Origin of the sequence: Chitinophaga sp. NPDC101104 (assembly GCF_050277495.1) — a bacterium.
In the GTDB taxonomy this organism is placed as follows: domain Bacteria; phylum Bacteroidota; class Bacteroidia; order Chitinophagales; family Chitinophagaceae; genus Chitinophaga.
This window is the reverse complement of sequence record NZ_JBNNSF010000001.1, coordinates 241,380-265,161: the sequence shown is the minus strand read 5'-3', so window position 1 is coordinate 265,161 and position 23,782 is coordinate 241,380. Positions and strand designations below refer to the sequence as shown.

Annotated in this window: 18 protein-coding genes and 1 tRNA gene; 5 read left to right on the top strand and 14 right to left on the bottom strand. The window is 55.6% G+C overall.

All coding sequences use genetic code 11. The features are described from left to right. Window positions 1-93 precede the first annotated feature (93 nt). The 4 genes from ACQKLP_RS01170 to rimP form a co-directional block, all read right to left on the bottom strand. Window positions 94-1,488, bottom strand: a complete 1,395-nt coding sequence (locus ACQKLP_RS01170) for a peptidylprolyl isomerase (protein ID WP_427319271.1) — start codon at window positions 1,486-1,488, stop codon at window positions 94-96. A gap of 118 nt (window positions 1,489-1,606) precedes the next feature. Then, window positions 1,607-4,999, bottom strand: coding sequence for a translation initiation factor IF-2 (gene infB, locus ACQKLP_RS01165; protein WP_427319269.1), 3,393 nt, complete (start codon window positions 4,997-4,999; stop codon window positions 1,607-1,609). A 128-nt stretch (window positions 5,000-5,127) separates the two neighbouring features. Then, the gene (nusA, locus tag ACQKLP_RS01160; RefSeq protein WP_126245989.1) at window positions 5,128-6,375 is read right to left on the bottom strand and encodes a transcription termination factor NusA; all 1,248 of its coding nucleotides are present in this window, start codon (window positions 6,373-6,375) and stop codon (window positions 5,128-5,130) included. A gap of 13 nt (window positions 6,376-6,388) precedes the next feature. Beyond that, the gene (gene rimP / locus ACQKLP_RS01155; RefSeq protein ID WP_427319267.1) at window positions 6,389-6,853 is read right to left on the bottom strand and encodes a ribosome maturation factor RimP; all 465 of its coding nucleotides are present in this window, start codon (window positions 6,851-6,853) and stop codon (window positions 6,389-6,391) included. 175 nt (window positions 6,854-7,028) lie between these two features. On the opposite strand from rimP, the gene ACQKLP_RS01150 reads away from it, so the two are divergent. Genes ACQKLP_RS01150 through ACQKLP_RS01140 form a run of 3 tightly spaced genes read left to right on the top strand, consistent with a single transcriptional unit; the run spans window position 7,029 to window position 7,991 of the window. After that, window positions 7,029-7,313, top strand: coding sequence for a DUF2752 domain-containing protein (locus ACQKLP_RS01150; RefSeq protein ID WP_427319265.1), 285 nt, complete (start codon window positions 7,029-7,031; stop codon window positions 7,311-7,313). Then, window positions 7,306-7,671, top strand: a complete 366-nt coding sequence (locus ACQKLP_RS01145) for a TM2 domain-containing protein (protein WP_126245992.1) — start codon at window positions 7,306-7,308, stop codon at window positions 7,669-7,671. Before ACQKLP_RS01150 ends, ACQKLP_RS01145 begins: the two co-directional genes overlap by 8 nt. A 50-nt stretch (window positions 7,672-7,721) precedes the next feature. Next, a complete protein-coding gene (locus ACQKLP_RS01140) occupies window positions 7,722-7,991 on the top strand; it encodes a DUF4834 family protein (RefSeq protein WP_427319262.1) in 270 nt (89 codons plus the stop codon). A gap of 3 nt (window positions 7,992-7,994) precedes the next feature. Here the strand turns inward: ACQKLP_RS01140 and ACQKLP_RS01135 are convergent, their stop codons facing one another. Further along, window positions 7,995-8,618, bottom strand: coding sequence for an HAD family hydrolase (locus tag ACQKLP_RS01135; protein ID WP_427319260.1), 624 nt, complete (start codon window positions 8,616-8,618; stop codon window positions 7,995-7,997). A 130-nt stretch (window positions 8,619-8,748) separates the two neighbouring features. Between ACQKLP_RS01135 and ACQKLP_RS01130 the strand changes: the two genes are divergently transcribed. Further along, window positions 8,749-8,822, top strand: a tRNA-Ile gene (locus ACQKLP_RS01130). Between the two features lie 175 nt (window positions 8,823-8,997). On the opposite strand, the gene ACQKLP_RS01125 is transcribed toward ACQKLP_RS01130, so the two are convergent. Further along, window positions 8,998-9,453: a hypothetical protein gene (locus ACQKLP_RS01125; RefSeq protein ID WP_427319258.1), complete on the bottom strand. Its 456-nt coding sequence runs from the start codon at window positions 9,451-9,453 to the stop codon at window positions 8,998-9,000. Window positions 9,454-9,680: 227 nt separating this feature from the next. On the opposite strand from ACQKLP_RS01125, the gene ACQKLP_RS01120 reads away from it, so the two are divergent. Then, complete coding sequence (locus ACQKLP_RS01120) at window positions 9,681-10,748, top strand: mechanosensitive ion channel family protein (RefSeq protein WP_427319256.1); 1,068 nt, start codon at window positions 9,681-9,683, stop codon at window positions 10,746-10,748. A gap of 55 nt (window positions 10,749-10,803) precedes the next feature. Here the strand turns inward: ACQKLP_RS01120 and ACQKLP_RS01115 are convergent, their stop codons facing one another. The 8 genes from ACQKLP_RS01115 to ACQKLP_RS01080 all read right to left on the bottom strand — a co-directional run bounded on the left by ACQKLP_RS01115 (window position 10,804) and on the right by ACQKLP_RS01080 (window position 23,764). Next, window positions 10,804-11,289 (bottom strand): heme-binding domain-containing protein, encoded by a 486-nt coding sequence (locus ACQKLP_RS01115; protein ID WP_427319254.1) that lies wholly within the window; start codon window positions 11,287-11,289, stop codon window positions 10,804-10,806. A gap of 23 nt (window positions 11,290-11,312) precedes the next feature. After that, entirely contained in the window at window positions 11,313-12,719 is a 1,407-nt protein-coding gene (gene lpdA, locus ACQKLP_RS01110) for a dihydrolipoyl dehydrogenase (RefSeq protein WP_427319253.1), read from the bottom strand. 252 nt (window positions 12,720-12,971) lie between these two features. Next, complete coding sequence (locus tag ACQKLP_RS01105) at window positions 12,972-14,750, bottom strand: RagB/SusD family nutrient uptake outer membrane protein (protein WP_427319251.1); 1,779 nt, start codon at window positions 14,748-14,750, stop codon at window positions 12,972-12,974. A gap of 18 nt (window positions 14,751-14,768) precedes the next feature. Then, window positions 14,769-18,188, bottom strand: a complete 3,420-nt coding sequence (locus tag ACQKLP_RS01100; protein WP_427319249.1) for a TonB-dependent receptor — start codon at window positions 18,186-18,188, stop codon at window positions 14,769-14,771. A 362-nt stretch (window positions 18,189-18,550) separates the two neighbouring features. Beyond that, window positions 18,551-19,648, bottom strand: coding sequence for a FecR family protein (locus ACQKLP_RS01095; RefSeq protein WP_427319247.1), 1,098 nt, complete (start codon window positions 19,646-19,648; stop codon window positions 18,551-18,553). 81 nt (window positions 19,649-19,729) lie between these two features. Beyond that, complete coding sequence (locus tag ACQKLP_RS01090; RefSeq protein ID WP_341842201.1) at window positions 19,730-20,329, bottom strand: RNA polymerase sigma-70 factor; 600 nt, start codon at window positions 20,327-20,329, stop codon at window positions 19,730-19,732. A gap of 178 nt (window positions 20,330-20,507) precedes the next feature. Then, a complete protein-coding gene (locus ACQKLP_RS01085; RefSeq protein ID WP_427319244.1) occupies window positions 20,508-21,923 on the bottom strand; it encodes an arylsulfatase in 1,416 nt (471 codons plus the stop codon). Window positions 21,924-21,979: 56 nt separating this feature from the next. Next, window positions 21,980-23,764 (bottom strand): RagB/SusD family nutrient uptake outer membrane protein, encoded by a 1,785-nt coding sequence (locus ACQKLP_RS01080; RefSeq protein WP_427319242.1) that lies wholly within the window; start codon window positions 23,762-23,764, stop codon window positions 21,980-21,982. Between the last annotated feature and the right edge of the window lie 18 nt (window positions 23,765-23,782).

The following is a 23,782-nucleotide window of genomic DNA, read 5'->3' as shown; positions in this document are numbered from 1 at the left end:
CAAACGGGCCGGGGGCTTGACTGGCATGGGAACGTTAAAAAAAATCCCGGCGCTGTAGACGCCGGGATCGTATCATAAATTGCTGGAATTCGCTTAGTTGCTGGCCACCGTATTGCTCGCGGCGGACCATTTCGACACGTTTTCGCACTGTTTGTACTCGTCTTCCACGTGCACATAGAACGTCGGCACTTTGTCTACCAGCCATTTGCTGAGGGCCTGTGCCTGTTTCTCCTGCAGCGTGCGTTGCTGGATGCGCGAGTAATCGTCGGCCAGGTTCTCACGGTGAGGCTCGGTACGCGTTTTCAGGTACACGAGGCGAACGCCTTTACGGCCCTGCTCGTCTGTAAACTCGATGGGCTTGGTTACGCCGCCGGGTTTCAGCGAATCGAGGAGCATGACGATATCCTTGGTGGTAGGGTCGTTCAGCTGGTCGATCGTGATGAAAGTGCTGTTGGTCATGGGGTTGGTGAGCATACCGCCGCTGAACTTGTCCATCGGATTATCACTGTACTTGGCAACGGCTTCGCCGAAGGTCAGCTTACCGGCAATGATATTCGCGCGAACGGTGTCCAGTTTCTGGATGGCGTGACTGATCTCCGTGTTCATTACGTTGGGCTTGATGAGGATGTGCTGCACGGTCACGTTGTCGCCCGCGCGTTTCAGCATCTTGATCAGGTGGTAGCCGAATTGCGACTTCACGGGGTTCGACATTTCCCCTTCCCGCAGGCGGAAGCTGGCAGAGAGGAACTCGGGGTCCCAGTTTTTGTCGTAACGGTTGAGGGGATAGATACCGCTGTTCTCGCGAACGGCGGGGTCTTCGGAATACAGGTTGGCGAAGGTGCCGAATTCACCTTCCTTCTTTTCGACGCGCGCGCGGATGTCCATCAGCTTGTCGTAAGCGTATTTGTCCATTTCGCGGCTGGCTTTGGGAAGGATGATGAGCTGGCCTACTTCGAGCTCCGATTCATAGAACGGAAGGCTGTCTTTCGGTATTTTCTCGAAATTGTTCCTTACTTCTGTGGGCGTCACTTTTACCGAGTTCACGATTTTGTCGCGCATGGCTTTGGCGAGCATGTTTTCGCGGATGGCGTCGCGGAAGCGTTCGCGGAGCTGGTAAATGGTGTAGCCGGTAACTTTCGTCATGTTCTCACGGCCGTTGTAGCGCTGTTCGGCCCAGCGGATCTGGGATTCGATACGGCCTTCCACGTCGGATTCTGAGATGGGGAGGGAGTCCCGCTCGGCCTGGAGCACCAGGATCTTCTGCGCGATGATCTGTTCGATGGCGGCACAGTTAGCGTTGGGAGGAAGCGGCTGGCCTTCCAGGGCTTGCTGCTGCATATCCACCAGCGCCGATTCGATATCGGACTGAAGGATGATCTTTTCCCCCACCTTGGCGACGATTTTGTCGGCCACGATCTTCTGCTGTTGGGCTACTGCTACCTGGAACAGGAGCATGGCGCCGAAGGAAGATATGACGATTTTATTCATATAATTGTTACTGTCTTCTCAAAGTAACTGATAAAAAATTAGCCGCACAAAGACGGCTAATGTATTTAACAAAAATTTCGGAATTGCGGCGGGCGGTGATGCCCGCCGCAACTGAATTTTAGAGGGTACGTTTAACTTCCACTTCTTCGAAGCCTTCGACGATGTCGCCGACTTTGAGGTCGCTGTAGTTTTTGATGGAGAGACCGCATTCCATGCCGGAAACCACTTCTTTCACGTCGTCTTTGTAACGTTTCAGTGATTGCAGTTCGCCGGTGTGAACTACGATGCCATCGCGAACGAGGTTGATGCGCGAATTGCGGAAGAGTTTGCCATCGAGCACGAAACAGCCCGCAACGGTTGCCTTGTCGAATTTGTAGGTTTCGCGGATTTCGACGTTCGCGGTAACCTTTTTCTCGATTTTCGGTTCCAGCATCCCTTCCATCGCGGATTTGAGCTCGTCGATGGCGTCGTAGATGATGGAGTAGGTGCGGATTTCGATATTCTCTTTCTCGGCGAGGCGTGCTGCGTTGAGCGAGGGGCGCACCTGGAAGCCGATCACGAGTGCGTCGGATGCGGTGGCCAGCAGTACGTCGGATTCGGTGATCTGACCTACGCCTTTCAATACCACGCTCACTACGATCTCTTCTGTAGACAGTTTCTGCAGGGAGTCGGACAGTGCTTCCACGGAACCGTCCACGTCGCCCTTGATGATGAGGTTCAGCTGCTTGAAGTTGCCAAGGGCAAGACGGCGGCCGATCTCGTCGAGGGTAATGTGTTTCTTCGTACGGATACCTTGTTCGCGGACGATCTGGGCCCTGCGGTTGGCGAGGTCTTTCGCTTCGGATTCGTCTTCGTACATCCTGAACTTCTCACCTGCCTGCGGCGCGCCGTTGAGGCCGAGCAGCTGAACAGGAGCGGAGGGGCCGACTTTCTCGACGCGTTGTCCGCGTTCGTTGAACATGGCCTTGATCTTGCCGAAGTGCGCTCCGGACAGGATCGTATCTCCCTGGCTGAGGGAACCGTTCTGCACGAGTACCGTTGTAACGTAGCCGCGGCCCTTGTCGAGCGTGGCTTCGATCACCGTACCGGATGCTTCGCGGTTCGGGTTCGCTTTCAGGTCGAGCAGCTCGGCTTCCAGCAGGATTTTTTCCAGCAGGATGTCGATATTCATACCGCTTTTGGCGGAGATTTCCTGGCTTTGGAATTTACCACCCCAGTCTTCCACGAGGATGTTCATACCGGCCAGCTGTTCCTTGATTTTCTCAGGGTTGGCGCCGTCTTTATCCACTTTGTTGATGGCGAATACCATCGGCAGGCCGGCGGCCTGGGAGTGGGAGATGGCTTCACGCGTCTGGGGCATGATGGCGTCGTCTGCCGCGATCACGATCACGGCGATGTCGGCCACTTTGGCACCACGCGCACGCATGGCCGTAAAGGCTTCGTGGCCCGGGGTATCGAGGAAGGTTACTTTTTTGCCCGAAGCGGTGGTAACCTGGTAGGCACCGATGTGCTGGGTAATGCCCCCGGCTTCACCGGCTACTACGTTGGCGTTACGGATATAGTCGAGCAGGGAGGTCTTACCGTGGTCTACGTGGCCCATGATGGTCACGATGGGAGCGCGCGGTTCGAGATCTTCCGGATCGTCTTCGATTTCATCTTCGTCGTCGTCGGTAGCATCGTCTACACCAATGAATTCCACTTCATAGCCGAATTCTCCGGCTACGAGCTCGATCACTTCGGCGTCGAGACGCTGGTTGATGGATACCATGATACCGAGGCCCATACATTTCGAGATCACTTCAGCGAAGGAAACGTCCATCAGGGTGGCCAGTTCGCTCACGGAGAGGAACTCGGTTACCTGCAGTTTGTTGCCGTCTGCGGAATTCATGGCCTCGCGTTCTGCCATTTCGTGACGCTTGTCGCGACGGCGGCTGGCTTTGGAGTTTTTGCCTCCGCGGGTGTTGCCACCCAGTTTGGCCATGGTTTCCTTGATCTTGTTCTGGATTTCGTTCTTATCGATTTCACGGTCTTGCGGTCCGCGGGGAGCGCCCTGACCGAAGTTGCCCTGACCGGGCCGTTGGTTACGGTTGCCGGGGCCGCGGTTGCCTTGATGGCCGCCGCCGGGGCCGCGATTACCCTGATGACCGCCGGGGCCACGGTTGCCCTGGTGACCGCCGGGACCACGATTGCCCTGCTGGCCGCCGTGTTGGCCGGGGCCGCGCTGGCCGGGGCCTCCGGGGCCGCGGTTGCCACCATGCTGGCCGCCTTGCTGGCCACCACCATGTTGACCGGGGCCGCGCTGGCCTGGCTGTCCGCCTTCGCGGGCGAATTCGCCGGGTTTGATGGGCTCGGGTTTCTTTTCTATAACGATGCGCTTGCGCTTACGTTTTTCGTCTTTGTTGAAGCCGCCTTTATTGTCTCTGCGGTCTTGCGAAACGGGGAGTTCGATCTTCCCGATCACTTTGGGGCCGGAGAGGCGGGTGGCCTGGATATTTTCGATCACGGAACCGGCATCTTCGCTGCCGCCTGCGTCAGGGGTGCTGGGTGCGGCGGGAGCTTCGGGGGTTGCTGCGGGCGCTGATTCCGCTTTGGGAGCGGGGGCGGGAGCGGCTTCTTCCTTGGCGGCGGGTTTGGGTTCCGGCTTCGGTTCGGGTTTGGATTCGGCTACGGGTTTGGGCTCCGGTTTGGCTTCGGCGGCAGGCTTTTCGGGCTGCGGTGCGGGGGCCGGTTGGGCGGGAGCTTCTTCCTTTACGGCTTTAGGCTCGGGAGCGGGCTGCGGCTTGGGCTCGGGTTTGGCTTCAGCGGCAGGTTGGGGCTCCTGGGGAGCGGGGGCCGGGGCCGGTTTTTCTTCTTCCGGTCCGGGTTTGGCGGCTTTCTTGCGATTGGCGGGATTGAGGGCTTCGAGATCGATGGTGCCCATGATGCGGGGACCGTTGATCTTGGGCGATTCCGGTTTCACGACCTCTTCCGTTTTCTCGGCTTTGGGCTCGGGGGCCTTTTCCTTCGGCTCGGGGGCCGGTTCGGGTTTGGGCTCGGGTTGGGCTTCGGCTACGGGTTTGGGTTGGGGAGCGGGGGCCGGTTCCGGCTTGGGCGCAGGCTGCTCCGTGCGGGCCTCCGGCTGGGGGGCCGCCTGGGGAGCTGGCTCAGGCTGGGGCGCGGGAGCGGGTTCCGGTTTGGCGGGCGCGGGTTCCGCTTTTTTGGCGGCTGCGTCTGCTTCCTCTTTTTTCTTCGCCGCCAGTTCTGCCTCCTCCTTCTCCTTCTTCTTGGCTGCGTCTAACACCGTTCCTTTCGGCAAAGCGATCTGGTCGCTTTTACGCTTGTTGGCCTTATCCTGTTGGAACTCATTCTGCAGCGCGTGATACATCTGGGCGGTGAGACGGGCGTTGGGAGAACCGAATCCATCCATATCATAGCCTTTACCGGCTAGGAAATCGATCAGCGTTTCCTTGCCAATGTTGAATTCCTTGGCTGCGGCCAGCAATCTCGGTGTGTTGTTTGTTACTTCAGGCATATTGTTTTCTCGTCCTTCCCGTTTAATCCCCACCAACCGGCGGAGCAAATCTTTTAACATTTTAACAATAACTCAAATATCTCTGCAATCAAAAAAGCCAACCCTATGGGAAGGGTGTAGCGGAAGGCTTATTCTTTTTCAAATTCTTCCTGGAGGATCCTTCTCACTTCCGTTACGGTTTCCTCCTCGAGGTCTGAGCGGCGAACCAGCTCTTCGGCGGTCAGGTCGAGCACGCTGCGGGCGGTGTCGCAACCGATGCGTTTCAGCTCGTCGATGATCCAGGGTTCGATCTCGTCGGAGAATTCTTCCAGGTCGATGTCAAATTCTGTCTGTTCCTGTTCTTCGTCGCGGAATACGTCGATTTCATATCCGGTCAATTCGCAGGCCAGTTTAATATTGACGCCTTTTTTACCGATGGCCAGTGATACCTGGTCGGGTTTAAGGTAAACGGAGGCGTACTTATTATCATTATCCACTTCCATCCGGCTGATGCGGGCGGGCGTGAGGGCACGCTGGATCAGGAGCTGGATATTGGCGGTGTAATTGATGATGTCAATGTTCTCGTTGCGGAGTTCACGAACGATGCCGTGAATCCGGCTTCCTTTCATACCCACGCAGGCGCCTACGGGGTCGATACGGTCGTCATAGGATTCCACGGCAACTTTGGCTCTTTCGCCGGGCTCGCGCACGATCTTTTTGATCACGATAAGGCCGTCGAAAATTTCCGGAACCTCAATTTCGAGGAGTTTGGCCAGGAAGGAGGGATGCGTTCTGGAAAGGATGATCAGCGGGGAGTTGTTCTTCAGTTCCACTTTCTTCACGACCGCTCTCACGTTCTCACCTTTCTTGAAATAATCCGTCGGTATCTGTTCGGATTTAGGCAATATTAGTTCATTCCCTTCATCATCCAATAATAAAACTTCTTTTTTCCACACCTGGTAAACTTCCCCGGTCACGATCTCACCCACACGGTCACCATATTTCTTTACAAGGATGTTCTTTTTCAGGTCGCCGATGCGGGCCGTCAGCGTTTGTTTCGCTGCCAGGATGGCGCGCCGTCCGAAGTCCAGTATTTCCACTTCCTCATACAAATCCTCACCTACCTGGTAATCCGGCTCGATCAGAATGGCTTCGGAATATGCAACCTGCGCGTTCTCGTCTTCCACGGTGCCATCTTCCACGATGGTACGGCGGCGGAGGATTTCCAGGTCACCTTTCTCAGTATTTACGATCACGTCAAAGTTCTCATCTGAGCCATACTTCTTACGTAACAGGGTCTTAAACACGTCCTCCAACACTTTCATCAGCGTTGGCCGGTCGATATTCTCGGCCTCCTTAAACTCGGTGAATGACTCAATCAGGTTAATACTAGCCATGTTATATATTATTTTAAAACACGATGCACACCTTTGTGTGCTTGATTTCGTTTAAATTGATGTTAGATATTCTGATTTCTTTCTTTTTCCCTACCGTTTCCTCTAGGGTCAGCGCTTCTTCGGTTGCCGCCGTGAGCTTTCCTTCTTTAACGGTCCCGTCCAGCAAAGTCACCTCCACCTTCCGGCCCACGTTCTTCACGAATTGCCGATGCGTCTTCAAAGGCTCGTCGAGCCCCGGTGAAGACACTTCCAGCGAAAAATCATTGTCGGGGAAAAGACCGGCCGCTTCCAGCTGAGGGTACAATTGCCGGTTCAGCGACACCAGCTTGTCGATCGACGCGCCGCTATCAGCATCCACGTAAACCTTCACGTTATTGGTAGGCTTGATCCTGATATCCACCACGAAATATTCCGGCTTGTCGGCCAGCAGCGCGTCCAGCATTTCCCGTATCCGCGCCGTAACTTGTTCGTTTGCCATACAAAATAGAAGAAGGGGACTCCCATCGTCCCCTTCATTTGAATCTTTATTCCGTTACAAAATTAGCATTTATTTTCATTTCAAAAACTATTTCTTTCACGCAAACCCAATACCAGACATATGATTAAAGTTTATAATTGGTAGTCCGCTTCATTTGCCGTAACTTCCCATTCGCATGATCCTCCGCATTCAGCCAGAGCTGGTGGCCTGGACGGCCGGCCTCGTTTTACTCGCGTGCATGGACCCGCATGCAGACCTTCCCAGCCTCTGCGTCTGGCGATGGTTCGGGCTCGGGAAATGCCCCGGTTGCGGCCTCGGCCATTCCATCTCCCACCTTTTCCACGCCCATTGGCAGGAAAGCTGGAACGCCCACAAGCTCGGCGCCCCCGTACTGGCGGCATTGCTCTGGCGGATCGGACAATTGACCAAATCGCAAATTCACTCTTTCCGACATGGATAACTTTTATTACGCTTCCCTTCCCGGCATCGACCAGGAAGAAATGATCTGGCTCGAAGAGCTGACCAAAAAATTCGACCCCGAAACGCGGAAAAAATTCCTGTTCCTGTACCAATCCCGCCGAAAAGACCCGCAAACCATCCTTTTGACCTGCCTCGTAGGGCTCATCGGGCCCAACGGCATCCACCGTTTCCTGCTCGACCAGATCCTCCTCGGCATCCTGTTCGTCGTAACTTTCGGGTTCTGCCTTATCGGCACCATCATCGACGCCGTGAATTACCGCAAGCTCACCTGGGAGTATAACAAACAGGTAAGCCTGGAAGTGGCGGCCATGCTCAGCAGGACCTGGACAGATCGTTAAAAAAAACTTAAAACCGGGTAAAAAAAGGGGGTATCTGCTATCTTTGCGGGATGGGATCGCTAATAAAATTACTCTTCTATATCCTCGCGATATGGTTCTTATATAAACTGATTTTCGAATTCATCGTTCCGGTTTACCGTGGCACCAAGCAGGTGCGCCGCCAGATGCGCGACATGCAGGACGCCATGCGCCAGCAGTTCGAGCAACAGCAACGCCAGCAACAACAGCAGCAGGCCGGCCCGCAGGTACCTCCCCAGGCACAGGAACCCGTGCGCAAGCGCGACGATGGCGATTACATCGACTTCGAGGAAATCAAATAATCCTTACTTTTTCGGCTTGAAGATATCCAGCACGGTGCCGGGCGATTGCAGGTGGACCGACTGGATCCCCAGTGCCCGCGCGGCTTCCACGTTGGGCAGCGTATCGTCTATGAACAGGGTATGTTCGGGCTTGAGGCCGTTTTCGTCAAGCACCATCTGCCAGGCTTCCGGCTCCGGTTTGCGGCAGCCCATGAGGTGGGAATAATACGTTTTATCGAAAAACGCGGCCAGCGACGGAATACCGCGTTCCCTTTCCAGAATTTTGTTGAACGCTTTCATGTGGATCGCGTTGGTATTGCTCAGCAGGAAAAGATCGTAGTGGTTCCGCAACTGCTGCAGCAACTGGAGCCGCGCCACGGGGTAATCCAGCAACAATGCGTTCCAGGCGTCGATCACCTGCTGGTCGGTAGTGCCTTCCGGCAGCACGCACTTCATTTTATCCACGAACTCCTGCTCCGAAACGCGCCCAGTCTCGAGATCGTTGAACAGGGTGCTGACGTGCGCCTGGGAGTAGTGCTTCCCGAAATTGTCGAGCCCGAGCGCTTCGAAAGCGCGGGCGGTGCGGCTGATATCGATGTTGAGGATGACGCCCCCGAGGTCGAAAATGATGTGTCTGATTCCTTGCATGGCATGACAAATGTACGCGACACGTCAAAAATTTGTGACGGAATGCGGAAAAAATATTTACTTTTGCCATCCCCTGAAAATGGGGCACCCAATAAAGTTTGTTATACATTTTTGTCCTGAAAGACGGACCGGTCCTATAGCTCAGTTGGTTAGAGCATCTGACTCATAATCAGGGGGTCCCAGGTTCAAGCCCTGGTGGGACCACTTCAAGACCCCTGCCCTCGGATTTGGGCAGGGGCTTTTTATTTTTAGCCCGTAACAGGAACCCGCACTTCCTCCCCTCCGCATCCCGTATCGCCGTTATCAATTCCATTGCATAGATAGCAGGCAATAAAAAACCCGCAAACATGTGCGGGTTTCAAATGATTTAAAATTCATTTTACTGCGGACTGATCTTCCATTCATTCCGGATCTTCAGCATTTGCCATAAATACAATCCCAGCAGCACAATTTCCAGCCTCAAGGTAAACCCGCCGTTGTAAAAAACGATGATGCTGGTAGTCAGGCACAAAATGATCCCAAGCAAAGCATCCACGATGGCCAGATCAACCGCCCATTTCTGCGCGCCCAGCAGCCCAATGGAAACAATGCCTTTCAATAGAAATGTGAAAATGATAATGAGCCCCGTCAGCGAGAAACCATCATTCGCCTGCAGACCAAAGAAAGCAAGCGTCACGGGAATTTCCAGCACGGCCAGGAACAGCGCCAGCACGGACATTGCCCCCATGAAAACGAAAATCCAGCAGAATATTTTTATCCAGACCGGAAGCAACTTCCGGCGGGGGGTGGCAGGGATGTCAAATTCTTCACCGAGGTGGGATACGGGCTCATTCATGGTACGAGGGATTTTAATTTCAGTCCTAAGATAATCATACTTCGGAAACGTTTCAACTTGCCCTTCCCGCTCATTTTCCTATATTTGCCCGATACGCTTCGATCTGCACAGATGGATCAAGATGAAAGCAGGACTGATATTTTCAGCAATGTCACCTGCACGGACCATGCGGTAATATTCCTATTGCGGCCATTTGTTAACCGGTTTTCCACCACAAAAAGAAAGACATGGAAAATGTATTACACCAGACATGGGGAGGCAATTCCGTTGCATCCTGGATCACCGCCTTTGTTATTATCCTCGTATCTTTTCTCGCCATCCGCATTTTGCGGTCGATCGTGCTGAAGAAACTCCTGCATTGGACCGCCGGCACCGCGCGCACCTGGGACGATTTCATCATCCGCCTCGCCGGGCGCACCATCCTGCCGGCTTTGTACGTGCTGGCCGTTTGGTTCGCGCTGCAATCCCTCACCTTGCCCGACCAGCTGCGCAGCGTATTCCGCGTGGCTTTCCTCGCCTCGATGACGTTCTTCGTACTGCGCGGCATCAGCGCGCTGTTCCGCCGGTTCGTGTTCAGTTACATCAAACGGCAAGACAACAGCGAAACCAAGGAAAAGCAAGCCAACGGCCTCATTCTCATCGTCAACTTTTTCATCTGGACGCTCGGCATCCTGTCTTTCATCAGCAATCTCGGCTACAACGTCACCACGCTGATCGCAGGGCTGGGGATCGGCGGCATCGCCATCGCGCTGGCCGCACAAACCATACTGGGCGACCTTTTCAGCTATTTCGTCATCTTTTTCGACCGGCCTTTCGAGATCGGGGATTTCATCCTGGTAGACGATAAGCTCGGACTGATCGAATACATCGGTATTAAAACCACCCGCATCCGCACGTTGAACGGCGAACAGCTGGTGTGCTCCAATACCGACCTCACCAATTCGCGTATCCACAATTACAAAAGAATGGAAAGGAGAAGGGTGGTGGCCCAATTGCGGGTCACGTACCAAACTCCGGAAGAACAACTTTCACGCATCCCCGATATGCTCCGCGAAGCAGTGGAAAGCCAGGAAAGCGTGCAGTTCGACAGGGCGCATTTCGCGGGGTTCGGCGAATCGAGCCTGAATTTCGAGCTGGTATATTACATCCTCAGCCCGGATTACGTCCTGTTTATGGACAAACAGCAAGCCATCAATCTCGATATCTACGGCGCTTTCCGGAAGGCAGGCATCCAGTTCGCGCATCCCACGCAGACATTGTATCTCCGGCAAACGGCCGCGCCATCACTGTCGTGACGCCGCATAAAAAAGCCGGCCCGATGAGGCCGGCTTTTTCTTTCCTTCAAATTTTTCAAATCCCGGCCTGAATTTCCTGTTGCATTTCAGCCTGGATGTCTGTCCGTAACCCGTTGGCCCAGTCTTTCAGGAGTTTCACCTGGTCGGCGGAGAGTTTCGCGGCGCGGTGGATCAGTAAATATGATTTCAGGGGCATTTCCCGTTCGTCGATCGTTTCTATCACTTCTTCCAGCTTATGGTCTTGCCGTTTGAGCGGATACCCGAGGAATTCGGAGAAATTCAGTTCCCGTTTTCCGTCACGGACATGGCTGTCGAGCCACCAAGCCACCGGTTGCACGTTGGCATACCAGGGGTAGACGGTGGTGTTGGAATGGCAGTCGTAACAGCTTCGCTGCAGGATGGCGGACACGTTTTCCGGCACGGTGTATTTCCGGTTAATGTCGTTGTCGGACGGCGCGGCGGCCTGGTTCCTGGCGGGCCGGAAGAACTGGATGACGGCCAGTACGATGATCAATCCGATGAAAATGCGTTTCCATATCATAGCGTAGGTTTTGGTCCGATGGGTCAGAAATTGATCGCGCCTCTTCCGGAAGCGGCCAGGAAAGCGTCTTTGAGCGTTTCGGCGAAGGTGGGGTGCGCATAGGATATCTTGCCCAGTTCGATATCGGTGAGCTCGAATTCCATGGCGGAAACGCCCAGTGCGATGAGGTCTGCAGCGCGGGCGCCGATGATGTGGACCCCGAGGATTTCGCCGTATTTCGGATCGGTCAGCACTTTGGAGAAGCCTTCGGTGTCGTCGGAGGCGCGTGCCCTGCCGCTCGCCATGAAGGCGAATTTGCCTTTGTTGAAGGGGATATTCTTTTCCTTGAGCTGCTCTTCGGTGTAGCCTACGCCCGCCACTTCCGGCCAGGTGTATACGACCGAGGGGATGCAGTTGTAATTGATGTGATGGGCTTTGCCGTGGATGGCTTCGGCTACCATCACGCCTTCGTCTTCCGCTTTATGGGCCAGCATGGCGCCTTTCACGACGTCGCCGATGGCGTAGATGCCGGCTTCGGCGGTTTGCAGTTGCGCGTCGGTTTCGATGCGGCCGCGCTCGTCGGTTTTAACGCCCGTATTTTCGAGGCCGAGGCCTTCAGTGTAAGGGCGGCGGCCTACGGCTACCAGGCAGTACTCGGCGGTAATGGTGGCGTCTTTGCCGGAGGGGTCGGTATAGGTAGTGGTTACGTCTTTCCCGTTATTGACAGCCCCTTTCACCGCGCATCCCGTCTGGATATCGATGCCCGATTTCACGAGGATTTTCTGCAATTCCTTTCCCAGCTCGCCGTCCATGGTGGGAATGAGGCTTTTCGCGTATTCGAGGACCGTCACTTTCACGCCGATGCGATGGAAGATGGACGCCATTTCCACACCGATCACGCCGCCGCCAATAATGGTCATCGTTTTGGGCATTTCCTTGAGGTACAATGCTTCGGTGGACGTGATGATGCGCGCTTTATCGATTTTGATACCCGGCAGGGTGGAGGGTTTGGAGCCGGTGGCGATGATGATGTTCCTGCCGGTCAGTTCCACCGTTTTCCCGTCGGCCTGCTTTACCGTTACTTTTTTGCCTTTGCCGATGGAGCCGGTCCCGTAGAAGGTCTGGATTTTGTTTTTCTTCATGAGGTAGACGAGCCCATCATTATTCTGTTTCACCACATGCCGGTTCCGTTCCGTCATCTCCCCGAAATTAATTTCCACGCCGCTCACATGTATGCCCTGCCTGGCTACCTTATGCTGGATGATATCGAAATTCTCGGAGCTGTCGAGCATGGCCTTGGAAGGGATGCAGCCCACGTTGGTGCAGGTGCCCCCCAGCACGGGGTACTTCTCGATGATGGCGCAGCTGCTGCCCAATTGGGCGGCGCGGATGGCGGCCGTATAGCCTCCCGGCCCGGAACCGATGACGATGACGTCGAAATGATTCTCCATGGTTGTTCGGTTTTGCGTTCAATAAATACAATCCAGCGAATGTATTGTTTTAAAGTTCCCCCATCAATGGACATCTTCGGGCCTTCACGGTACAAATCACGGTAAAAAAGCGAAAAAGCGCCCGAAGGCGCTTTAAAACCGCAGTGAACAAGCGGCGGGATTTCATTCCCAGGTATGGCACCCCGGCAGCAAAACCGCTGCCAGGGCGCCTTCAGGACAAATAGGGCATGAAGAAGAGTAGCTGCTAACGGCTTATTGCGGCCAACCCGGGTTCTGGCCCAGTTTGGGATTCAGTGTCAGTTCGTTCGTAGGCAACGGCAACAGGTAATCGCGGTCTACCCGGAACTTGTACCCATTGGCCATCGACGCGATGTTTTTGAACAGCTCGATGTAGCCCAGATCGTTTACTGGATAGGAATTGAGCAGATTTGCGGGAACCAGCGTCGTCCACTGGTCTTTTTTCGCGCCTTGTGGCTTTTTGCCTACGATCAGCTCGTCGGCCGCCGCCCAGCGGAAGATATCGTCGCGGCGGAAGCCTTCACAGGCCAGTTCCACCCTTCTTTCGCGGCGCACTTCGTTGATGACCGGCCCCAGTGCGGGGAATTCCCAGTTGGGATCGGCGGCGATGGCGCTGAGGGTCAGGCCGGGCATGCCCACACGGTCGCGGAGCTTGTTGATGGTGATGTCTACGTCTCCCTGGCTGAGGGTCCCCAGTTCGGCTTTGGCTTCCGCGAAGTTGAGGAGCACTTCCGCGTAGCGGAAATAGATCACGGCGGTAGTACCGAGGTTGCCGGCGTTCTGCTGGTTGTAATCGGTGTTATGGCCTTTATACACCTGGTAACCGGTAGACGGCTTGCCTTCGTTGGCCTGGTTGAACGAGGGGATCTCGAAGATCACGTTCGGCGCACCGGCGGGCTGGTTGCTGGTAATGATATGCTTTCCGTCGGGGACGTACATCGTTTGCGCCAGGCGCGGATCACGATTGGCCACAACACGGTTGATGGAGTCGTCTCCCTTGTACAAGGTGCTCAGTGCGATCGGCGAACCGTCTGTGCAGAGGTACGCGTCTACCAGGTTTTTCGTCAGGCCGCGGCCGGCGCCGCTGGTGGTATAGCGGTGCCAGTTGTGATGCAGCCCCAGCGCCACGTCGAATTTGCGCCAGAACATGATTTCCTTGCTGCTGCCGTAATCCGACTGGTTGAACAATCTCCAGTACCCGTCTGTGGCGCCCACGTTATCGAGCGTGAAAAGCCCGCTGTTCATGACCGCTTGTGCGGCGTCTGCGGCTTTCTGGAAATATTTTGCGCCGTTGGAACCGGTGACGCCGAAAGGCGTTCCGGCATGGTATTTTTCCCAGGAACCTTCGTAGAGCGCTACCCTGGCCTGGAAAGCCATCGCCATTTCCCGGTACACGCGGGATGCCTGCGCATTGGCTTTGGACGGCAGATAAGAGATCGCCTTGTCCAGGTCGCTGAGGATGGAATCTGCCACCTGGTTCCTCGGCAGGCGGGGGCCGTAGAGCATGGTGGTATCGGTCAGCTTCAACGGCGTGCCGATCCAGGGCAGTGCCCCGTAATTTTTCATCAGGTTGAAATACATCATGGAGCGGAAAAACAGGGCTTCGCCGACGTAGGGTTTTACGTTGTCCCAGCTGTCTTGCACCTTTCCGTAGTTGGCGAGGAAATAATTCGCATTCCGCACGGTGCCCCAGCTCCAGTCGCCGCTGGTGGCGGGAACGGTCCTTTCGCCATTGAGCATGCCGTTCACGCCCATGTTGATCATGTTATCGCTTCCCTGGTCGGCGTCCAGCCCATAAATACCAATGGTGCCGAAAGCGCCCAGGCCGTAATGGGGCAGCAGCGAAGAGTTGTTATAGAAGTTGTTGACGTACAGCTTCATGTCGTTGGTGCTTTTCCAGAACTCCGCTTCGCTGATGCTCGTTTCGGGCGCGCGCTCCAGGAAGTCTTTCGTGCAGGACGTGAGCGCCGCCAACGAAAGGGCCATCATCCCGATGATATTTTTCAATTGCATTGTCTTCAATTTTTTTGCTTAGAAACTAACATTCAAACCCAGGGAATACGTCCGCTGCAGCGGGTAGATCTTGGCATCGCCGATAGACAGTTCGGGGTCCATCGTTTTCACCAGGCTGGTGAAGGTGGCGAGATTCTCCAGGCTCACGTACATCCGTACTTTCTGCGCGTTGATGCGGCGGATGAGGTTCCCCGGCAGGGTGTAACCGAGCTGCACGTTCTTGATCCGCAGGTACGAAGCGTTTTGCAGGTATTTCGTCTGTTGCTGCGTATTTTTCCCGTTTTCGCCGCTCATGTAGAATTTCGGGAAGTAGCCGTTCGGGTTGGTGGCCGACCAGCGATCGCGGTGCACGGTGAAGGGCGAGCTTTGCCATTCGTCTCCGTTGATGCCCCAGAAGTAGTTGGAGCCTACCCAGGCGTCGCGTTTACCGACCCCCTGCATGAACACATAAAAATCGAACCCTTTCCAGTTCGCTTCTCCGATGAAGCTGTACGCGTACCGGGGCGTGGTGTTGCCGATCACGCGGCGGTCGCCCGTGTTGCCCAGCGTATTGTTTCCCCAGTCGATAACGCCGTCGTTGTTCAGGTCGGCATAGCGGATGTCGCCGGCCGTCCAGTTCGCCGCGGAAATCTTGCTTTGGTCGGCGCTTTTGGATTCTTCGTCGTCTGACTGGAAGTAGCCCATGGTCGTGTATCCCCAGATGTTGCCCATCGTTTCGCCGGCATACCAGCTGGTAATGAGGTTCGTGGGATTGGGGTAGCGCAGCACTTTACCGCGGTAATCGCTCAGCACGCCGCGAACACGGTAGTTGACGTTGCCGATGTTATCGGCCCAGTTGAGCATCAGTTCCCAGCCGCGCGTTTCGATGTCGGTATTATTCGCCGAAGGCACGCCGGTACCGAGCACCTGCGGCAGGATTTGCGAGGGCCCTGCGAAATTGTTCGCTTTCCGGATGTACCAGTCGAAGGTCGCCGTCAGCCTGTTTTCGAAAAACGCCGCGTCTATCCCGAGGTTGAGGGAAGTGGTGGTTACCCATGTAAGGTCGTTGTTCACGAGCCCGGGCTGCGAAACCATCGCCTGCTGGGCGCCGCCGAAAAGCCAGTTGGTGCTGGTGGGCCGGGTGGTGCCAAGACTGGGATAGAAAGGATAATAGTTGGGCGCGCCGATCGCGTCGTCGATAAACGCCTGGTCGCCCAGCTGGCCGTAAGAGCCTCTGATTTTGAAGGCGTTCACCGTTTTGGCGAGCGGCTGCCAGAAGTTTTCCTTATGCAGGTTCCAGCCGGCGGAAACACCGGGATAGAACTTCCAGCGGAAACCTTTCAGGAAGCGGGAAGCCCCGTCGTACCGGCCGTTCACTTCCAACAGGTATTTATCGTCATAAGAATAGTTCGCCCTTCCGAAAAACCCTTCCACCGCCAGTTTCCGCACAAAATCGGAGATCGACGGGCTTACGCCGTAAGCGAGGCTCAGTGCGGGAATGTTGTCGGAATACAGCTGGCTGTTGCTGGCGCCGAAGGTGGTGTAAGACGTCAGTTCGCGGATATACCCGCCCAGCACTTTGAAGTTATGTTTCCCGATGCCGCGCTCGTAGCTCGAGAAGGCGTTCAGGACGTGGTGCTCGTTGTTGATGTCTGACCGGGAGAAACCGTTCGGGAATGTACCGCCGATATTGCTGGTGGTGCCGTCGGGGAGGAATTGGACCACGGTTTTGGTATGGTTGGTTTCGCCCTGGCGGAAACCGTCGAACGTGTAGTTCGTTGTCAGCGTCCATCCTTTGGCGAGATTGAACACGAACTCCCCGGTCAGGAAAGTCCCGTCTTTCACGCGGTTGAGCCGGCCGCCGTTGAGGTGCAGGAGCACGTCGCTGGTTTCGGAGTATTGTCCGTCGGGGTTCATCAGCGGCACCGTGGGCCATTTCCGGCCGATCTGGTGCATGTAGTTGCCGCCGGTCCGGTTGCCGTAGGTGTTGGGCGAGTTGAAGGCTTCGCGGGTGAAGGAGCTTCTGAGGTTGATAGACATCCAGTCTGTGAGCTCGCTGCTCATATTCGCACGTACGTTGTAGCGTTTGAACTTGTCGTCGCCGAAATTATACATCCCTGCACGGTCGTTATAACCCAGGCCGATATAGTAGGTGGATTTGTTGCCGCCGCCGGTTACGCCGACGTTATGTTGCTGGCTGAAAGCCGCGTCTTTAAAATATATTTTGAACCAATCGTTGTTGGCATTGCCGCCGCCCCACGACTGCCAGTTGTTGGAAGTGGGCGATTTGATGGTCTCGTCTTTCAGCGTACCGTTCTGGTAATCCTTGATGCGCTGGATGGTGGCGTCGTCGAAGGCTTTGGCGCGGTTGGCGTTGGTGAATGCTTCGTTGTAGAGCTCCGCGAATTCGAGGGAATTGAGCATTTGGGGCAGGTTGATGGGCGTGGCCCAGCTGAGGTTGTTGTTATACGAGATCCTCGGCGCTGCACCTTTCCGGCCCTGCTTGGTGGTGATCAGCAATGCGCCGTAAGGGGCGCTGGAGCCGTAGATCGCCGCGGAGGCCGCGTCTTTGATGATGGAAATGCTTTCGATATCGCTGGGGTTGATGGCGTTGATGTCGCCTCCGGGAACCCCGTCTACCACGATGAGCGGAGCACCGGTGGTGCCCATGCCCGTGTAACCGCGGATGTTGATGTTTTGCGTGGCGTTGGGAGCGCCGCCGGCGGAGGTGGACGTGATGTTGAGGTTGCCCACCATGCCCTGGAGCGCCTGGGAGATGCGGGTAACGGGCCGGTCTTCTATGTCTTTCCCGCTCACCTGGTCTACCGCGCCGGTAAGGTTCGCTTTCTTCTGGGCGCCGTATCCCACTACCACCACTTCTTCCAGCTTACTGTTGTCTATGTCCATGGTAATGGAAAGGGCGCTTCGCCCGTCCAGCCTCACTTCGCGGTTGGCGTACCCGGTAAACCGGAATTCCAGCACCGCGTCTTTCTGCACGTTGCGCAGGCGGAACACGCCGTTCACGTCTGCCACGCCGCCCTGTTTCGATCCTTTCACGATCACGGTGGTGCCGATGAGGGGCTCGCCCTTTTCATCTATCACCTTTCCGGTCACCTCGGGGACCACGGAGGTATCTGCCGCGGGGAAGTAGCGCAATACGGGTATCGGCTGGCGGCGCAGTACGATGTTTTTCTCCACGATCTCGAATTCGAGGTCGGTATTTTCAAAAATCTGCTCCAGTGCCTGTTTCAGGGGAACGTTGTTCAGCCAGACGTTCGCTTTCTGGCCGGCGTTGATCAGCTTGTCGTCGTACAGGAACAGGTGCCCGCTCTGCTTGCGGATTTCCTTGAACACCTTCCGCAGCGGCGCCTTGTTCATGACCAGCGTGATATTCTGCGGCAATGCCTCGCCGCTGACGTGTAAGAATCCGATAAGGAGCAAAAAAGCGGTCATCTTCATAACCTTCCAGATTTTGGTTGCGGCACGCCCCGGACCGTCCGGCGCATGACCATTCAAGTACAAATGCATAATTTTGCAGTGTTTGGGTGTTGTTTAATGAATCGCAGCTAATGATGATTTAGGTAATGCCCGGCAATCAAGGTCGGGGGTGTTACCAGCACCTCCGGCTTTTTTGTTTCGGGCAGGGACGTGTACATTACGTTTTCATGTGGATTTGTTTTTGTTGATGAAATATATCTCCCTTCCGCGGGCGCCTGCCCGCAGTTACGCTGGTGTTGTTCCTGTCTGTAAATAATAGTTTTCCCTTTCCGTGGTATGGTTTACCCACGGCGGCTCATGCTAATTCCGGATGTTGCTGTGCTTTAGGTGATGATGATCAATTTCCTGGCCTCAATTTTAAACTGTAATCCTGTGGCTTTCAGTACTGTCAATACTTGCGACAAACTGTAATTCCTGTATACTGCTCCATTTAGTTTCATGTCTGACGGGCGGCCCTGGTATTCGATTTCCACATCGTACCACCGGGCCAGCTGGCGCATGACCGATTTCAGGTCTGCATCCTGGAAGATGAAAAGCCCGTTCTTCCAGGCCAGCACTTCTTCTACGTCTACCTCGCTCACTTCCGGCGTTGCGCCGCCGGCCACCACGGCCTGTTCTCCCGGCAGCAACCGTTTCGCCCCGCCATTGCCTTTCACGATCACCGCGCCCTGCACCAGGGTGGCGTCTACCGACTTTTCTTCGGGATAGGCCATGACGTTGAAGCTCGTCCCCAACACATCCACCGTGGCTTCGCTGGCTTTCACGCGGAAAGGGCGTATGGCGTCTTTCTCCACTTCGAAAAATGCCTCGCCCGTCAGCTCCACTTCGCGGAAATCGTCGCTGAAAGTGGTGGGATAGGTGAGCGAGGATTCGGCGTTCATCCAGACTTTCGTACCGTCTGACAGGATGACTTTGAACTGTCCGCCGCGCGGTGTGCGCAGGGTATTAAAAGCCTGCGCCGCCTTGACGGAACCGGCATCATAGCTCAATTGTCCGCCGGCCGCGCTGATACTGGCGCTTCCCTGGCGGGGGATCGTGACAGCACCGGTGCTGTCCAGTTCTATGACCGAGCCGTCGGCCAGGGTGAGCATGGCTTTGTTGGAGCCGGGCAAGACTTCTGCCACCGAAGCCGCGTTCGGCAGGCCGGCGCCTTCGCTTTTCAGCAGTTTCATGGCGAAGAAAGTCGAAATGCCGCCGATGAGGACCGCTGCCGCGGCGGCTTTATACCGCCAGGCACCCAGCATCCGCACGATCCCGTTGCGGGAAGCGGGCGGGTGCGACAAAGCCTTGAGCACATCTTGCTGCACCAGCTCGTCGAACTGGCCGGAAGCGGCGGCTTCGGCGAATTCAGCCTTCTCGCGGGGAGAAAGCCGGCCGTTTTTATACCGGGAAAGCAGTTTCAAAAATTCGGGTTCGGTCATTTGCTTGGACTTGACTTTTGCGCCTTTGGGATAAAGACAGTTGAAATATGGGGCCGGACTATTCCGCGAAAAAATATTTTTTTACCACCCCATCAAAAGACCAATGGCGGCGGCGAGGGTGTGCAGGTGCTGGAGGAGGTACAGGCGGATGGACTGGAGCGCCTGGGCCATGTGGTTCTTTACCGTGAACCGGGAAATCCGCAGTTCGTGCGCGATTTCTTCATAGCTCATCCCTTTTTCGCGGGCGAGCTGGTAAATGCGTTTGCGTTGCGGGGGAAGGCTGTTGATGGCGGTGTGGAGGATGCGCTCGCAGTCGCGGTTGAGGACGCGGAAATCTGCGCCGCCGGTGGAAAGATCGGCGTTATACAGTAATTCCTTTTGTGCGGCGGTTTCCTGTGCCGATTTTTTGAACTGGTTGAAAATAAGATTGCGGGCGATGATGAAGAGGTAATTCCGCATATCGCGGACTTCGGCGAGCTTGTCTCGGTTTTCCCACAATTTGCGGAAAACGTCCTGTACGATTTCGCGGGCGGCGTCGCGGTCTTTTACGTACAGATTGGCTACCTGTAAAATGTGTGCTTCGTAACGGTGGTACAAGGTCGTGAATGCATGTTCATCCCCCTCCGCTACCTGGCGCAACAGCTCCAGATCCTGGTTGATCCATAACATGTTATTGTCCACTGTTACCGTTTTCGATTGGTTAAATGAGTACTACGTACGCGGCATAATATTACAGAATTAAGCGGATTGCAAACTGCGCGTATCTTCACATATAATGTTGCTATTTTATCAAAACCACAAGATAAGAACCCCGGCCGCCCTGTCCACAGCGGGTTTCGGGCGGCCGGGGCTTATATCGTCATTTTCCCGTCAACAGCGGAAAAACCGGTGATTCAACGTGCGCTTCGTTGATTTTCTCCCCGATTTTCCGGACGATGTCCGGATGCTGTGCGGCGATATCGTTTTTCTCCGCAGGGTCTTTTTCGAGATCGTAGAGCGCTATCGGCGCGTTGGGATCTTTCTTCACCTGGAGCTTTATTCCTTTCCATTTGCCCATGCGCACGGCCTGGCGGCCTCCGCCTTCGTGGAATTCCCAGTACAGGTAATCGTGCTTCGGTTGACGGCCTTTGCCTTTCAGCGCGGGCAGGAACGAAATGCCGTCTGTGAACCTCGGCGCCGGGGCGCCGGTAATGTCCACGAACGTAGGCATCACATCCCAGAAAGCGCCGATGTGGCCGGAAGTGGAGCCGGGTTTCACGGTGCCGTTCCATTGTACGATGAAGGGCGTTTTGATGCCGCCTTCGTACAGGTCGCGCTTGGTGCCGCGCAGGCCGCCGTTGCTGTTGAAGAATGCGGGATCGGCGCCGCCTTCGGTATGTGCACCGTTATCGCTCGTAAAAATGATGATGGTATTGTCGATGAGTTGCAGCTCGGTCAGTTTTGCGATCACCTGTCCTACATATGCGTCCATCCGCGAAACCATGGCCGCGTAAGTGGCGTGGGGCTTTTCCACCGATGCGTACCCGGCAATGGTGGCGCCGGGCCCGTAACCGTTCCCTTTGTGCGGCTTTTCCTCGAATTTGCCGTCGTACATCTTAAACCATTCGTCTTCCGGCCCCTGCAGCTCCGCGTGCGGCAACACCACCGGGATGAACAGGAAGAACGGTTTATTCTTGTTCTCGTCGATGAAAGCCAGCGCCTGCTGCTGGATCAGCTCCGGCGCATAGTGTACTTTCTTCGTGAGGTCGTTCCCTTCGAGCACTACTTTTTTGTCGTTGTCCCACAGGTGGGTGGGGTAGTACCGGTGCGACTGCCGTTGGCAATTGTATCCATAAAATTTATCGAACCCTTTGCGGTCGGGCGCGCCGGTGGTGCCAACCATGCCGAGGCCCCATTTCCCGAAGGCGCCTGTCACATATCCGGCCTGCTGCAGGAGCGTGGCCATGCTCTGGACCGTATCTGCCAGGGGCTCCTGGCCTTCCGGTTCGATTTCCTTGTTGCCGCGAACGTAGGTGTGGCCGGTGTGCTGGCCCGTGATGAGGCTGGAGCGGGAAGGCGCACATACCGAAGTGCCGGCGTAAAACGAGGTGAAGCGCATGCCGTTTCTGGCCATCCCGTCGATGTTGGGCGTCTTGATCTTTTGCTGGCCATAAGCGCCGAGGTCGCCGTAACCGAGGTCGTCTGCGAGGATGAAAACGATGTTCGGTTTCTTTTGCTGCGCCATGCCGAGGGATGCCAGCAGCAGCATCCCTGCCGTCAGAAAGTGCTTTTTCATGTTGAAAAGATAAAAAAAGGCCGGTCAATCGCGTAACCGGCCATGAAAAATCAGGTTTATTTCCACCCGGGGTTTTGTTCCAGGTTGGGATTGAGCACCCGTTCGTTGGAAGGGATGGGATACAGGTAGTAATATTCCGGCCAGGGCGCGGGCGGCACGCCTTCATAGGCGATGTACCCTTCGGTGGCGTTGTTCAGGATGGGGATTTTGGCGTCTGCGCCAACGTCCGTCCCTTTCTTGATCCAGCGGCCGAGTTTCTGCGTCACGGCATATTCCATTTTCTTCCAGCGGCGGAGATCGTCAAACCGGAAGCCTTCGCCCATCAGTTCCACCGCGCGTTCCCGGCGAATTTCCCACAACACCGGTTCCACGCCCGGGTCGCGCTGCGGATCATTTGGGATGGCGCCTACCTGCAGCGGGGCCACGGCGCCTCTTTCGCGTAAAACATTGATGGTGGCGTTAGCGACGGCCTGGTTGAATTCGCCCAGTTCGTATTTGGCTTCGGCGTAATTGACCAGCACTTCGCCCATCCTGAAAATCGGCGCGTCGTTGATGTCCTGGTTCTGGATCCGCGCGATCTTGTTGCTGAATTTATAGAACCGGTAGCCGGTGTACGTCACGCAAAACGGCTGCCCTTGCGGGAAATCCACGAAATGCGGTTCCTGCCGGAGCACGATGCCCTGCCAGTTGAGCACGGGAAGGGTTTTACGTTTTTCGCTGGAGATGTTCGCCATTGTATCGATGTACTCGCGGTCGGCGGGATTGTTGGTGAGCGTGAATACGTAGCTGGGATGTACGGTGTTCACGGCATACGGCGGCGACACGGTGAAATAGAGGCGCCGGTCGCGGGAGCGGAATTCGGTGTAGGGCGATTTGTCTCCCTGGAACTGGGGGCTCGTCCACCGGGTTTGCCCGTCGCGCATCAGGTACATGTCGGCCGCTTTCTTGGTGAGGTCCCACCGGCCGGAGGAGTTCCGCGCCAGCGAGGCGAGCGAATGCACGATCTGGCCGATCTCGTATCTGCGGTACAGCAAAATCCCCGGCACGCCGGCGAGTGATTCGCTGTTGAAATCGTCATCGTAATTGGGCGCCGGTTTCGGGAAGCTGGCCATGAGCTTTTCCGCCGCGGCGGTAGCGGCCTGGTAGTAGGGTTTGGGATCGCCAAGCTGGTGGTATTTCCGCCAGGCGCCTTCCATCACGCCGAACCGTGTGATGAATGCGCGTACCACGTGTACATCGACCGTATTCTCGCCGTCGCCGTCGGTTTTGATGTTCGCTTCCGCCCATTTCAGGTCTTCCAACAGTTTGCCGGTGATCTCTGCGCGGGGCGTGCGCGGCGCGGTGAGGAGGTCCTTGTCGGTGTCTGACAGCGGTTTATCGATGTAGGGCACGCCGCCGAATTTGTTCACCAGCAAATAGTAATTAAATGCGCGGAAGAAATAGCCTACCGCGCGCCAGTGCCTACGGTCGGCATCCGACAAGGTCGCGGCCTTATCGATATTGGCGAGCATGATGTTAATGTCCCGAATGCGGCTATATACCGCTGTGTAATCGGAGGTATTTTCCGAAGGAATGGTCTGCCGCTGCCAGATCCAGTCGGAAATGCCGTTGGGATTGGCATTCAGGAAAAGATCCGCATTAATTTCCGAATTGGGCGCGGCGCCGGAATATCCCGGGAAGGCGCTGTAAAAATTCCAGGCGTAGGTTTTGAAATTCTGGTAATTGGTGAAGGTATACGATTCCGTGAGCTGGTCTTTCGGCTGCAGGTCGAGGAAGTCCTTACAGCCCGCGAGCATCAGGGCGGAAACGCAACCGGCGACGATATATCGGTGTAGGTTCATGTGTTTCTTTTTTTAATG